This is a genomic window from Plantibacter sp. ME-Dv--P-122b, assembly GCF_030209375.1.
GTDB lineage: Bacteria > Actinomycetota > Actinomycetes > Actinomycetales > Microbacteriaceae > Plantibacter.
Window position 1 is genome coordinate 661,162 of sequence record NZ_JARVSC010000001.1, and the last position, 13,459, is coordinate 674,620.

Consider the following 13,459-nt stretch of genomic DNA (forward strand, 5'->3'; position numbering starts at 1 on the left):
GACGACGACGTGAGGACCATCGATGTCACCGATGACGAGAAGACAGTTGCTCGCCTGGGCTGCAGCGGGTGGTGCGACCGCGCTCCTGGCGGGCTGTTCCACCCCGGGGACGGTGTCACCGAACACCGGTCCGACGATCGCCCCGGCCGCCGCCGGCGAACGGATCACGCTCACCTACTGGGCCTGGTTGAAGGACCTCCAGAAGGTCGCGGACGTCTGGAACGCCGACCACCCGAACGTGCAGGTCGAGGCGGTCTGGATCCCCGGAGGCAACGACGGTGGGTATCAGAAGCTCTACTCGGCGCTCGCCGCGGGTGGTGGTCCGGACCTCGCGCAGGTCGAGATGCGGACGCTCCCCGAGTTCCTGCTCGTGAACGGGTTGGTCGACCTCCGGCGCTACGGTGCGGACGAGGTCGCATCGCGATACAACGAGACCCTCTGGAACCAGGTCTCCTACGTCGACGGGGTCTACGGGATCCCGCAGGACTCCGGTCCGATGGCGCTCTACTACCGCCCGGACCTGCTCGACCGGGTGGGTGCGAAGCCACCGGCCACGTGGGACGACTGGTTCCAGGTGGCGGGGGCGGTCCGCGAGGCCGGCATGTACCTGGATTGCTTCGCCCTCGACGACGCGTCGTGGTTCGCGGCGATGGCGACCCAGGCCGGCGCGTCCTGGTTCCGCGTCGACGGCGACCGGTGGATCGTGGACATGACGGACGACGCGACTCTGGAGACGGCCCGGTTCTTCGACCGGGCCATCGACGAGGGCGTCATGACCACCTCCTACAGCCAGTTCTCGCCGGCCTGGTTCGCCGCTGCAGCGAAGGACTCGATCGCGTCGCTCGCCGGAGCCAGCTGGGGAGACGCCCTCCTCCAGGGTGTCTCGGGGGCCGAGGGCAAGTGGCGGGTCGCGCCGTTGCCGCGGTGGGGGAGCGAGGGGTACGGCTCGACCTTCCAGGGCGGGTCCACGGCCGCCGTCCTGGCGAACAGCGCCCACCCGAGGGAGGCGCTCGAATTCGCCGTGTGGATGACCACGAGCGACGCCGGCATCGACGCCATGATCGAACACTCCGGCATCGGGTGGTCGCCGAACGACGCCTACATCGGCGAGCGCCGGCAGCAGCCGAGCGAGTTCTTCGGTGGCCAGAACTACAACGAGGAGGTCTTTGTGCCGGCGGCCAAGGAACAGAACAACGAGTGGCAGTGGTGGCCGCTGACGCAGCAGACCTTCAACATCCTCGCCGACGGGTTCCGGGCCAAGGCCTCGGGCGGCACCCTCGTGGATGCCGTGGTGCAGGGGCAGCGCGACGTCATCACCGCGTTCCGCAACAAGGGCCTGCGGATCGAGGCGGCATCGTGAGCGCCGTCACGGAACGCCCGGCGCGTGGTGTGGCGGACGACCCGTCGCGGTCGGGAGCGCAGCGCCGGCGCCGGACGTCGGCCGTGGCCCCGTGGGTCCTCCTCGGACCCTTCCTGGCGCTGTTCGTCCTCACCTTCATCCTGCCGATCATCGTCGCGATCGGTAGCAGCTTCCTCCGGGTCTCACGGAGGGGCGTCTTCGGTGAGGAGGGCGTCACCACCGAGTTCGCGTGGTTCTCCAACTACGCCCAGGCGCTGGAGAACGGCAACTTCATCGCCTCGATCGGGCGGATGCTCCTCTTCGGGGTCGTGCAGGTCACGGTCATGATCGCGCTGTGCACCCTGCTGGCGCTCCTCCTCGAGTCCGCCTCCGCGAAGTGGCCCGGGTTCTTCCGGGCCGTGTACTTCCTGCCCTACGGCATCCCCGGCGTGATCGCGACGATCCTCTGGTCGTTCCTCTACGTCCCGGGACTCAGCCCGATCATCGACATCGCCGGGGCGATGGGGATCGAGCTCGACTTCCTCGGCGCAGGCACCGTGCTCTGGTCCATCGCCAACATCGTGACGTGGACCTACACCGGCTACAACATGATGATCGTCGTCGCCCAGTTGAAGGCCATCCCCGGCGAGGTCTACGAAGCTGCGAAGGTCGACGGCGCCGGGCCGTTCCGCGTCGCAGTGAGCATCCAGCTCCCGCTCATCCGGCCGGCGCTCATCCTCACGACCGTGTTCTCCATCATCGGCACGCTCCAGCTCTTCGCCGAGCCCCAGGTGCTGCAGACCGTGTCGCCCGCGATCGACAACGAGTACACGCCGAACCTCAGCGCCTACACGACCGCGTTCGCCTACAACGACTACAACGTCGCCGCAGCGCAGGCGGTGCTCATCGCCGTGGTCGCGTTCGCGCTGTCGTTCATCTTCCTGCGCCTGACGTCGAGGAGGGCATCATGAGCGAGACCCGGAGCATCACGACCGCGACCTTGTCGAAGCGAGCCCAGCGGCTGAGCGACCAGCAGGGACGCCCGGGTGGGTCCAGGGGGATGCGGGTGCTCGTGACGGGCATCCTCGTCGTCGTCGCGGTCTACTTCCTGGTGCCGGTGTACTGGGTGGTGATCGCTGCGACCAAGAGCACCGAGGACCTGTTCGGGAGCAACGGCTTCCTCCTCGGCGCCGAGTTCTCGTTGTGGTCGAACCTGCACGAGGTGCTCACCTACGACGGCGGCATCTTCGTCCGCTGGTTCGGCAACTCGGTGCTCTACGCAGGCGTGGGAGCCCTCATCGCGACCTACCTCGCCGCCGCAGGTGGGTACGCGCTCGCGAAGTACCGGTTCCGCGGGCGCAACCTCGTCTTCGGCACCATCCTCGGCGGGGTCTTGGTCCCGGGGACGGCGACGGCGCTCCCGCTGTTCCTGCTCTTCAGCCAGATGGGACTCGCGAACACGTACTGGTCGGTGCTCCTGCCGTCGCTCGTCTCGCCGTTCGGGTTGTTCCTCTGCCGGATCTACGCCGACGCGACGATCGACGACTCGCTCATCGAGGCGGCACGGATCGACGGCGCGAGCGAGCTGCGGATCTTCCACACCGTGGGGCTGAAAATCCTCACGCCCGCGCTCGTCACCGTCTTCCTCTTCCAACTCGTCGGGATCTGGAACAACTACTTCCTGCCGCTCGTCATGCTGTCCGACAGCACCCTGTACCCGATCACCCTGGGCCTCAACAACTGGCGGAGCCAGGTCGACCGACTGCCGGAGTTCTACGAGCTGACGACCGGCGGTGCGTTGTTGTCGATCATCCCGTTGGCGATCGCGATGATCGTGCTGCAGCGCTTCTGGCGTGGTGGCCTCACCGAGGGATCCGTGAAGTAACCGACGGCCCGGAGACGGCGACGGGCCCCGGATCAGCCGATCCGGGGCCCGTCGTCAGTCGTGTCGAGCTAGAGGCTGCAGGTGTTGCCGAGCGTGGTGAACTCGTCCTGGAGCTTCGTGAGCGAATCGGTGAGCCCGGTCTGGTCGACGTTCTGCGGGTCGTCGACGGCGGTCTTCGCGACGTCGATGAAGTCGTTGAGGGCCTTCACCGAGTCGTTCGCCGCGGTCTTCACCTCGTCGTTCGTGACCTTGTCGGCCGCCGCCTTGAACGTTCCGGAGAAGTCGTCGAGCTGGCTGACGGCCGCCTCGGGGTCGGAGGAGAGCGAGCTCAGGCCCGACTGCAGCTGCGAAGCCGACTCCGTCACCTCGGACTGGATGAGCTTGCACGCATCCTCTTTGCTCTGGGCGCCGCCGGCACAGCCGGTGAGGAGCAGGCCCGAGATGGCGATCGCGCCGAGGAATGCTGCTGCGTTCTTCTTCATGGTGGTGTGATTCCCCCGTGTTCGGTGCCCGGGACGGGCCCGCCCGCGCGCTGCGGGTCGGCCTCCAGGCTACCCGGTGGAGCCCGCCACCCGCAGGCGGGTGCCGCCCGATCCTGATGAGCCGTCGTCGTCGACGTGGACGCGGGCGCCGTTTATTTGTAAGCTTGGCGAACAAACCGGTGGTGCGAGCGGGTCGCACCACGGATCGAAGGAACCACAGTATGCAGACGCGCCACGACGCCCTCCGGAGACGAACCGCGTGAGGGTGGGACTCGACATCGGCGGCACGAAGACCGATGCCGTCGTCGTGACGGACGACGGCGCGCTCCTGCACCGGCTCAGGTTGGTCACCGGCCGCGGGCCCGACGCGGTCGTCGAAACCGCCGTCGATGCCGTCAGCCGCCTCGCCGACGCCGTCGCCCGTCCGATCGACGCCTTCACCTCGGTCGGGGTCGGCATCCCCGGTCTCATCGTCCCGGGAACCGGCCGGGTGACCCACGCCGTCAACCTCGACGTCGAGGACCTCGAGCTCGGTGGGATCCTCGCGCGGCGCCTCGGGGTCCCCGTCGCCGTGGAGAACGATGTGAAGGCGGCCGCCCTCGGCGCCTGGCAGCTGCTCGACGGCTCCGGCACGATGGCCTACCTCAACCTCGGCACGGGCGTCGCCGCCGGCATCGTCACGGATGGCCGGCTCTGGCAGGGCTCGAGCGGGGTCGCAGGCGAGGTCGGGCATCTGTCGGTTGATCCGCTCGGCGACCGCTGCGGGTGCGGACAGCGCGGGTGCGTCGAGACCATGGCCGCCGGTGGTGCGGTCTCCGCCGCCTGGGGAGCCGATGTGGCACTGCCGGTGCTCGACCTCTTCGACCATGCCGACGCCGGAGACCCGCGGGCCATCGCGCTCCGCGCACGCCTCGGTCACGGAGCGGCCGCGGCCGTCCGCATCCTGACCCTCACCGTCGACGCCGACGACATCGTCCTCGGGGGAGGACTCACCGCTCTCGGCGAGCGACTGCTCGCCGTCATCCGCGAGGCTCTGGCCGAATCCGCCGCCGGGTCTCCATTCGTCGCATCATTGCAGTTGGAACAGCGCGTGCGCCTCGTGCCGACGGGATCCCCCGTCGCGGCGATCGGCGCAGCGCTCGTGGGAAGAGGAGAACCGTCGCATGGCTGAAGTCGTGATCGTGGAGGACGCCGGTGCCGCAGGCGCCCTCGTCGCGGAGGCGATCGTCTCTCTGATCGAGGAGCGTCCGGACGCCGTCCTCGGACTGGCGACGGGTTCGACGCCGCTCCCCGTCTACGAGGCCCTCGCGACCCGGTCCCGCGGCCTCGACCTCTCGCAGGTACGCGGATTCGCACTCGACGAGTACGTCGGCCTGCCGGTTAGGCACCCCGAGTCGTACCGTTCCGTCATCACGCGTGAGGTCGTCGAACCACTCGGCCTCGTGCCAGAGCGCATCCAGGTGCCGAACGGTGCGGCCGAGACCATCCAGCACGCCGGCGCCGATTACGAAGCGGCGATCCAGGCCGCCGGTGGCGTCGACCTGCAGATCCTCGGCATCGGGACCGACGGCCACATCGGGTTCAACGAACCGGGCTCCTCGTTCGCGTCGCTCACCCGCGTGAAGACCCTGACGGAGCAGACCCGCCGGGACAACGCACGGTTCTTCGACTCGATCGACGACGTCCCCATGCACTGCATCACCCAGGGGCTCGGCACCATCCTCCGCGCGAGACACCTCGTCCTCCTGGCCTTCGGTGCGGGGAAGGCCGCTGCGATCGCCGCCGCGCTCGAGGGACCGCTCTCCGCGAACCTCCCCGGTTCGGCCGTGCAGCTGCACCCGCGTGCCACGGTGGTCCTCGACGAAGCGGCGGCGTCCGAGCTGCAGCACGCCGACTACTACCGCTACGCGTACGCCAACAAGCCCGCCTGGCAGGGCATCTGACGGCTCAGGCGACGCCCGCCAGGCGGAGGAGCGCCGTGGTGAGGGCTGCCGCGAGGACGATGACGACGAACGGTGCGTTCCTCCAGGCGAGGACGCCGGCGACCAGGACGCCCGAAAGTCGCGCGAATCCCGCGAACTGCTGGTCCTGGGTCAGGGCCGTGGTCGTGAGCACCGCCATGAGCAGGACGATGGCGGCGTCCGCGAGCAGGGTCTCGACCCGTTCCGAGACCTCGGCGCGGGTCCGCAGGAGTGGCCCGGCCAGGCGGAACGTGTAGGTGCCCACCGCGAGGATCAGGATCCCGACCAGCACGAGCATCGACTGGTTCATGCGGTCACCTCGCGCCCGGGCTGCTTCCGGCCGAAGCCGAACAGAAGACCGACGAGCGACAACAGGACGGGGATCCCCGCCTGGAGGAACGGCGTCGCGGCGACGGCGACGACCGCACCGACGAGCGCGGCACGGCGCGTCCGGCGCTCGCGGAGGGCGGGGAAGATGAGGGCGAGCAGGACGGCAGGGAACATCACGTCGAGTCCGAAGGCGTCCGTGTCCTCGATCACGGTGCCGGCGAAGGCTCCCAGTGCCGCACCCGCCGGCCAGCAGAGGAGGATGCCGAGGCCACACGCCCAGAACGCTGCGCGCTTCCGCTCCAGGGTGTCCTGGTCGAGCGCGAAGACGACGGACTCGTCGTTGAGGAGGTGCGTCCCGAGCACGCGACGCCAGCCCGTACCGACGACCTCGTGGATCGCGAGGCCGAACGGCAGGTGACGGGCGTTCACGAGCAACCCTGCCAGGGCGGCGGTGAGCGGACTCCCGCCGGCCGCGACGATCCCGACGAACAGGATCTCCGATGCGCCGGCGAGGACGAGCAGGGCGAGCGCCAGCACGACCCACGGCTGGATTCCCGAGTGCACGGCGACGGCTCCGTAGGAGATGCCGACCAGCCCGTCGGCGACGCAGACCAGAGCGATGGCCCGCGTGGTCGGACGACCGAGGTGACTCCATATCGAACGCACGTACACTATATTGAACGTCGACCGAGCGTTCGTCAAACCGAACGCGCAACACTCTGGAGCGAACGCATGACGCAGCTCGAACCATCCGACGACGGAGCACCGCACGCTGCGGTCGCGGCGGCGCTGACCCGCGAGCGGCAGCGCACCGGCCTGTCACTCGCCGAGGTGGCCCGTCGAGCCGGGATCGCGAAATCGACCCTCTCACAGCTGGAGGCGGGGCTCGGGAACCCGAGTCTCGAGACCCTCTGGGCACTCAGCGTCACCCTCGACGTCCCGTTCGCCCGCCTGGTCGAGCCGGTACGGCGCCCGGTCCAGGTGATCCGTGCCGGTGAGGGGCCGACCCTCGCCGCGTCCGGGGCGGACTACGTCGCGACGGTGCTGTCGGCCTGCCCGCCGAACGCCCGACGTGACATCTACCGCATCGTCGTCGAACCGGGGGAGCCGAGGCGCTCGGAGCCGCACATGCCGGGTGTCGTCGAGCACTGGATCCTCAGCACCGGTCGCGCGTCCATCGGGCCCGTCGGCGAGGAGGTCGAACTCGGCCCGGGGGACTACCTCGCCCATGCCGGGGACGTGCCGCACGTCTTCGAAGCGCTCGAGCCGGGCACGACCGCCGTGGTGGTCACCGAACACGTCTGAGCACCTCGACAAGCTCGGTGACCGGGACAGCTCGATGACCGGCACCGCGCGACGGGTGCTCAGCCGTCGATGACGTGTACGAGCTCGTCGATGAAGCCGGCGAAGTCCTCGGAACGGCGGATGATCCGGGCCACGCTCGCGCGCTCCGAGAACACCTCGACGAACTGGTCGAACACCGTCTGGAACGCCGCACGACCCGACTCGCTGAAGGCCACGAGGGCGACGACGCTCACGCGCGCTCCGCCCCACTCCATCGGCGTCTCGTTCACGGCGATCGCGATGGCGGTCGAGTGAGCGGTCATCGCCATGGCGTGCGGCACGGCCAAGGTGTCGGTGAACGCCGTCGACGACATGCGCTCCCGCTCGATCGCCGCGGTGAGGTAGCTCTCGTCGATGATCCCCCGGGCGATCATGCGCTCACCGAGCAGACGGATCATGCCCTCCTCGTCCTCGGCATGCGCGTTCCGGAGAAAGAGGTCCGGGTGGAAGTACTGCAGGAGTTCGTCGGTGATCTCCGACAAGCGGGACGACCGACGGACGCGGCTGACCGCGGTGCGGACGCGCTCCACGTCGGCCGCGGTGAGGAAGGGCTGGATGACGACGATGCCGTCGGCGGGGGCGGGCGGCTCGATCGTCGTGAGCACGAGGTCGGTGTCGATGGCGGCCCAATCGACGTCGGTGCGCGTGATCACGGTGCGGACGTCGAGCACGTCGCCGAGTTGCGATTCGACGCGCCGGCGCAGCACCTCGTGCATGTCGTAGTAGCCGGCGGAGACGATCGTCGAGCCGAGGAGCGTGTCCTTGCGGGCCTTCTGCTCGAGCTGGGCGCCGACGTGCATCGCGATGTAGGCGATCTCGTCGTCGTTGATGATGATCGATCCGTGCCGCTGCAGTTGGCTGGCGATGAAGACCGCGAGCTCGTAGATCATCGGGTACGAGGTCTTGATCGAGCGGGTCAGCGGATTGCGTGAGTACGACTGGTCCTGTGCACGACGGATGAGGTTCTGGACGTGGAGGGTGAGCCGGACGATGAAGTCCTCGTCGGAGAGGTCGACGAGGTACTCGCGGCCGGCACGGTCGACGGCCTGACGGACGGCGGCGAGGTCGTCCTGGTTGACGTAGTCGTCGACGAGGACCTCGGCGGGTGCCCCGCTGCCCGGCGTGACCACCCGCGTCACGAGCAGGTAGCTGAGGTACACGAGGTCGCCCTCGCCGAGCGTGACGTGGAAGTGGGCGTCGACGAGCCGCGCCAGATCCTCCGCGACCGCCTCGACCTCCGGGGTGCGCGGAGCATGGTCTGCGGGCTCCGCCGGACGGTCCTTCGTGACCCGGTCGATGGCGATCGCGATGTGGAGGAGGACGTTCGCGATGCCGTACTCGTTCACGTAGTACCCGCGCGCGGTCAACGCTTCGAGGAGCTCGCCCTTGAACGGGCTGAACTCGTTCGGCGCGAACGCGCGCTGGAGCGCCTCGAGCTCGACGATGCCGCGGTCGGTCTCGTCGCGGAACATCCGGCTGAGGAGACGTCTCCGCTCGGTCTCGCCGCCCGCCATCGTCACCGTCGATCCGGAACGGTCGAGCGTCAGGGCGGTGTCGGCCAGCATGGCGCGGACCCGTCCGAGGTCGCCCTCGACGGTCGACTCGCTGACGTGGAGCCGCTGTGCCGTCTCGTGCACGTCGATCCCCGAGGGAGCGCTGATGAGCAGGCGGACCAACCCGTACAGCCGATCCCGCGGCGTCTCCGATTCGAACGCCGATGCGGCCCGGCGCCGGTAGACCGCGTACCCGTCGGCATTCAGCCGATACCCGTTCGGCCCGGACTCGACGACGTCGTGCGGCGCGGTGCGCGTGTTGACCGCCGTGACGTAGCTGCGGACGCTCCGCGGCGTGACGCCCAGGACCTCCGCGACCTCCGTGGCCGTCGTCCAGCCGTCCCGTCCCGCGAGGTAGCCGAGCATGCGGTCGTGTTTCTCGCGTGCCACGATGCCCCTCTCCGTCGGTCGGCCGTCGCGCGGTCCGGGCGAACCGCTCCACCGAGTCAACCACCTTCCCGGCTGCTTCCGCGCGTTCGACGACCTTTCCGCCCCGGCGGAAGAGCTTCTGGTGGAGCCGCGAGGGGCGCGACGGAATGATGGGTCAGTAGGCAATCGGCGGTTCTGGAGAAGGTTCGATGAAGATCCTGGTGATTTGCGGCGCGGGCGCGTCGAGCACGTTCATGGCCCAACGCCTGCGTCGCGCAGCAGCCGACCGATCGATCGACGTCTCCGTCGCAGCCGGTGCCGAATCACAGGTCCTCGGCGGCACGATCGCCCTCGACGGTGTCGACGTCCTGCTCGTCGGCGCCCACCTCGCCGACCACGAGGCCGCGCTACGCGCAGCGGCCGAACCCACCGGCACCGCGGTCGCCGTCCTGCCCGGCGACGTCTTCGGCGTCGAGGGTGGCGCGCGAGCCCTCGAACTCGTCCTCTCGATCCACTCACCAACCAGGAGGTAACCCCATGGCAACTCGAACCGTCCGCATCGGCTCGTCGCACGGCCTGCATGCCAGGCCCGCGAAGCTGTTCACGCAGGCTGCGAAGGACGCCGGGGTCCCGGTGACGATCGCCAAGGGCAGCGGCAAGCCCGTCAACGCGGCGAGCATCCTCGGTGTGATCGCGCTCGCCGTCGAGCACGGTGACTACGTGACCCTGTCCGTCGACGGCGAGGGCGCCGCAGCCGAGGGCACCCTCGACACGCTCTCCGAGCTCCTGGTGACCGACCATGACGAGCAGTAGTCCGATGACCGCGTTCCAGGGCATCGGCATCGGCCAGGGTGTCGCCGTCGGCCCGGTGGCCCGCATGGCCGACCCGCTCCCTGCGCCCGCCGACGTCGCCAGCACCCTCGACCTCGCGACCGAGACCGAGCGGGCGAACACCTCCCTCGCCGCGGTCGCCCGCGAGCTCGAGGCCCGAGGCGCCGCCGCCGGTGGTGCCGCTCGTGACGTTCTCGAGGCCCAGGCGATGATGGCGGAGGACCCGACCCTCGCCGAGGAGATCGCCACGCGGCTTGCCGACGGCAAGACCGCCGAATGGGCCGTCCACGCGGCCTTCGCCTCGTTCCGCGACCAGCTCGCCGCGATGGGCGGCTACCTCGGCGAGCGCGCCGCCGACCTCGACGACGTGTCGCAGCGGGTCATCGCCGACCTCATGGGCGTGCCCGCACCCGGCGTCCCCTCGCCCGGGCACCCGTTCATCCTCGTCGCCCGCGACCTCGCACCGGCCGACACCGCTCTCCTCGACCTCGACCTGGTCCTGGGCCTGGTCACGAGCGACGGCGGCCCGACCTCGCACACGGCGATCCTCGCCCGCGAGAAGTCGATCGTCGCGATCGTCGGCGTCGTCGGAGCAGCCGAGCTGACCGACGGCACGACGCTCGTCGTCGACGCGGCAGCCGGTGAGGTCACGGTCGATCCGACGCCCGAGCTCGTCGCCGCCACCCAGCAGCGCATCGCCGACCGCCTCGCGCTCGTGAACGCACCGGTCGTCCCCGGTGCACTGGCCGACGGCACCCCGGTGCCGTTGCTCGCGAACCTCGGCTCGGCCGAGCACGCCGACGCCGCCGTAGAGCTCGGCGCCGAGGGCGTCGGCCTCTTCCGCACCGAGTTCCTCTTCCTCGACCAGGCGCTCGCGCCGACGGTCGACCAGCAGCGGGCGCACTACGAGAAGCTCCTGAACGCCTTCCCCGGCCAGAAGGTCGTCGTGCGCGTCCTCGACGCCGGTGCCGACAAGCCGTTGGCGTTCCTGAACGACGCCCACGAGGACAACCCGGCACTCGGACTCCGTGGTCTCCGTGCGCTGCGGGCCAGTGAGGACATCCTGCGCGAGCAGCTCACGGCGCTCGCCCAGGCCGACGCCGCGACGGACGCCGACCTCTGGGTGATGGCCCCGATGGTGTCGACCGTCGAGGAGACGAAGTACTTCATGGCGATCGCCGCCGAGTACGGCCTGAAGACGCCCGGCGTCATGGTGGAGGTGCCGTCGAGCGCCCTCCTCGCCGACCGCGTGCTCGCCCATGCCGGATTCGCGTCGATCGGGACCAACGACCTCACGCAGTACACGCTCGCCGCGGATCGCCTGCTCGGTTCCGTCGGCGCGTTCCAGGACCCGTGGCACCCGGCGGTCCTCCGCCTCGTGCAGCTCGTCGGCGAAGCCGGCCAGCACCACGGCAAGCCGGTCGGCATCTGCGGCGAAGCAGCAGCCGACCCGCTCCTCGCCGTCGTCCTCGTCGGACTCGGCGCCACCACCCTGTCCATGTCACCGTCGGCGCTCGCCGACGTCCGTCACTCCCTCCAGCAGTACACGCTCGACGATGCCCGGCGCATCGCGGCAGCAGCACTGGCCGCCGACGGCGCGGCCGAAGCCAGAGCAGCGGCCACCGCTGCAACGACTCCCGAAATGAAAGAGGCAACATCATCATGACAACGACGTCTACTCCCAAGAAGCCGGGAGGTGCACGAGTCGGCGTTCAGCGATTCGGCACCTTCCTCTCCGGCATGGTCATGCCGAACATCGCGGCCTTCATCGCCTGGGGCCTCATCACCGCGTTCTTCATCGCGACCGGCTGGTTCCCGAACGGGATCCTCGGCGGCTACGGCAACGCCGACCTCATCGGCTGGCAGGGTGCCGCGACGGCGCTCGCGCAGGCCGACGACGGTACGACCTTCCCGCAGTACGTCGGCCTCGTCGGCCCGATGATCACGTACCTGCTCCCGCTGCTCATCGCGAACACCGGTGGCCGCATGATCTACGGTGAGCGTGGCGGCGTCGTCGCGTCCATCGCGACCATGGGTGTCATCGTCGGCAGTGCGATCCCGATGTTCATCGGTGCGATGATCATGGGCCCGCTCGCCGCGTGGCTCATGAAGCAGGTGGACCGCATCTGGGACGGCAAGATCAAGGCCGGCTTCGAGATGCTGGTCAACAACTTCTCCGCGGGTATCCTCGGAGCCATCCTCGCCATCGGCGGCTTCTTCGGTATCGCACCGATCGTCACCGCGCTCAGCAGCTTCCTCGAGGGCATCGTCGACTGGCTCGTCGCCAACTCGCTCCTGCCGATCGCGAGCATCTTCATCGAGCCGGGCAAGATCCTCTTCCTCAACAACGCCATCAACCACGGTGTGCTGACCCCGCTCGGTGTCCAGCAGTCCGAGGAGACCGGCAAGTCGATCCTGTTCCTCCTCGAAGCGAACCCCGGCCCGGGCCTCGGCATCCTGCTCGCGTTCTGCTTCTTCGGCATCGGTCTCGCGAAGGCGTCGGCCCCCGGCGCGGTCATCATCCAGTTCTTCGGTGGCATCCACGAGATCTACTTCCCGTACGTGCTCATGAAGCCGATGCTGGTCCTGGCCGCGATCGGTGGCGGTATGGCCGGTGTGGCGACGAACGTCGCGTTCAACACCGGTCTCCGCGCCCCGGCCTCGCCCGGCAGCATCATCGCCGTGCTCATCCAGACGGCACCCGACAGCTACTTCGGCGTGATCCTGTCGGTCATCGTCGCAGCAGCCGTCTCGTTCGGGATCTCCGCGATCATCCTGCGGGCCAGCCGGAAGCGCGACCTCGAGAACGAGAACGCCGGTGACCTCTCGGCCGCCGTCGCCGCGACCGAAGCCGCCAAGGGCAAGAAGTCGAGCGTGCTCGGCAACCTCTCCGCCGGAAGCGCCGCAGCCGGCGCGGACGTCGTCGACGAGGGCCTCGTCACGACGCTCGAGCGTGGCCCGATCCGCAACATCGTCTTCGCCTGCGACGCCGGTATGGGTTCGAGTGCGATGGGTGCCTCGGTGCTCCGCAACAAGATCAAGAAGGCCGGCATCGACGAGATCACCGTCACCAACAAGGCGATCGCGAACCTCGCCGACGACGTCGACCTCGTCATCACCCAGCGCGAGCTGACGGAGCGCGCGAAGGAGAAGACCCCGAGTGCCGTGCACATGTCGGTCGACAACTTCATGAACTCTCCGAAGTACGACGAAGTGGTGGAGTTGCTCCGCGGAGAGGGAGCACACTAGCAACGGAACGATCCCGGGGCGCACGCGAAGGGCGTGCGCCCCGGGGCTCCATCCACCGCCCTTCACCCGGCTCCGGACCGCACCGGCGGAGCCCCGCACGACGAATGCAGAGGAAG

The 13,459-nt window shown here is 69.2% G+C and carries 14 protein-coding genes; 10 read left to right on the forward strand and 4 right to left on the reverse strand.

What is annotated here, in order from left to right; genetic code table 11:
* Positions 1-22: 22 nt before the first annotated feature.
* The 3 genes from QRN19_RS03145 to QRN19_RS03155 are packed head-to-tail and all read left to right on the forward strand — an operon-like array spanning position 23 to position 3,224.
* Positions 23-1,360: an ABC transporter substrate-binding protein gene (locus QRN19_RS03145; RefSeq protein WP_285025187.1), complete on the forward strand. Its 1,338-nt coding sequence runs from the start codon at positions 23-25 to the stop codon at positions 1,358-1,360.
* Entirely contained in the window at positions 1,357-2,310 is a 954-nt protein-coding gene (locus tag QRN19_RS03150) for a carbohydrate ABC transporter permease (RefSeq protein WP_502928019.1), read from the forward strand. The genes QRN19_RS03145 and QRN19_RS03150 overlap by 4 nt, the downstream gene beginning before the upstream one ends.
* On the forward strand, positions 2,307-3,224 hold the full coding sequence (locus QRN19_RS03155) for a carbohydrate ABC transporter permease (protein WP_502928020.1): 918 nt from the start codon (positions 2,307-2,309) through the stop codon (positions 3,222-3,224). Before QRN19_RS03150 ends, QRN19_RS03155 begins: the two co-directional genes overlap by 4 nt.
* Before the next feature lie 68 nt (positions 3,225-3,292).
* On the opposite strand, the gene QRN19_RS03160 is transcribed toward QRN19_RS03155, so the two are convergent.
* Positions 3,293-3,706: a hypothetical protein gene (locus QRN19_RS03160; protein WP_285025189.1), complete on the reverse strand. Its 414-nt coding sequence runs from the start codon at positions 3,704-3,706 to the stop codon at positions 3,293-3,295.
* A 259-nt stretch (positions 3,707-3,965) separates the two neighbouring features.
* On the opposite strand from QRN19_RS03160, the gene QRN19_RS03165 reads away from it, so the two are divergent.
* On the forward strand, positions 3,966-4,877 hold the full coding sequence (locus QRN19_RS03165; protein WP_285025190.1) for an ROK family protein: 912 nt from the start codon (positions 3,966-3,968) through the stop codon (positions 4,875-4,877).
* On the forward strand, positions 4,870-5,649 hold the full coding sequence (locus tag QRN19_RS03170; RefSeq protein ID WP_285025191.1) for a glucosamine-6-phosphate deaminase: 780 nt from the start codon (positions 4,870-4,872) through the stop codon (positions 5,647-5,649). Before QRN19_RS03165 ends, QRN19_RS03170 begins: the two co-directional genes overlap by 8 nt.
* A 4-nt stretch (positions 5,650-5,653) precedes the next feature.
* Here the strand turns inward: QRN19_RS03170 and QRN19_RS03175 are convergent, their stop codons facing one another.
* Complete coding sequence (locus tag QRN19_RS03175; protein WP_285025192.1) at positions 5,654-5,977, reverse strand: AzlD domain-containing protein; 324 nt, start codon at positions 5,975-5,977, stop codon at positions 5,654-5,656.
* A complete protein-coding gene (locus tag QRN19_RS03180; protein WP_285025194.1) occupies positions 5,974-6,663 on the reverse strand; it encodes an AzlC family ABC transporter permease in 690 nt (229 codons plus the stop codon). Before QRN19_RS03180 ends, QRN19_RS03175 begins: the two co-directional genes overlap by 4 nt.
* Before the next feature lie 66 nt (positions 6,664-6,729).
* Here QRN19_RS03180 and QRN19_RS03185 point away from each other — a divergent pair, with 66 nt between their 5' ends.
* Complete coding sequence (locus QRN19_RS03185; RefSeq protein WP_285025195.1) at positions 6,730-7,302, forward strand: helix-turn-helix domain-containing protein; 573 nt, start codon at positions 6,730-6,732, stop codon at positions 7,300-7,302.
* A 59-nt stretch (positions 7,303-7,361) separates the two neighbouring features.
* On the opposite strand, the gene QRN19_RS03190 is transcribed toward QRN19_RS03185, so the two are convergent.
* The gene (locus tag QRN19_RS03190) at positions 7,362-9,284 is read right to left on the reverse strand and encodes a BglG family transcription antiterminator (protein ID WP_350224024.1); all 1,923 of its coding nucleotides are present in this window, start codon (positions 9,282-9,284) and stop codon (positions 7,362-7,364) included.
* Between the two features lie 188 nt (positions 9,285-9,472).
* Here QRN19_RS03190 and QRN19_RS03195 point away from each other — a divergent pair, with 188 nt between their 5' ends.
* Genes QRN19_RS03195 through QRN19_RS03210 form a run of 4 tightly spaced genes read left to right on the forward strand, consistent with a single transcriptional unit; the run spans position 9,473 to position 13,343 of the window.
* Complete coding sequence (locus QRN19_RS03195) at positions 9,473-9,796, forward strand: PTS sugar transporter subunit IIB (protein ID WP_079001753.1); 324 nt, start codon at positions 9,473-9,475, stop codon at positions 9,794-9,796.
* Positions 9,797-9,800: 4 nt separating this feature from the next.
* Complete coding sequence (locus tag QRN19_RS03200) at positions 9,801-10,076, forward strand: HPr family phosphocarrier protein (RefSeq protein ID WP_064296634.1); 276 nt, start codon at positions 9,801-9,803, stop codon at positions 10,074-10,076.
* 4 nt (positions 10,077-10,080) lie between these two features.
* A complete protein-coding gene (gene ptsP / locus QRN19_RS03205; protein WP_285025198.1) occupies positions 10,081-11,760 on the forward strand; it encodes a phosphoenolpyruvate--protein phosphotransferase in 1,680 nt (559 codons plus the stop codon).
* The gene (locus QRN19_RS03210; protein ID WP_285025199.1) at positions 11,757-13,343 is read left to right on the forward strand and encodes a PTS mannitol transporter subunit IIBC; all 1,587 of its coding nucleotides are present in this window, start codon (positions 11,757-11,759) and stop codon (positions 13,341-13,343) included. Before ptsP ends, QRN19_RS03210 begins: the two co-directional genes overlap by 4 nt.
* The last annotated feature ends 116 nt before the right edge of the window (positions 13,344-13,459 follow it).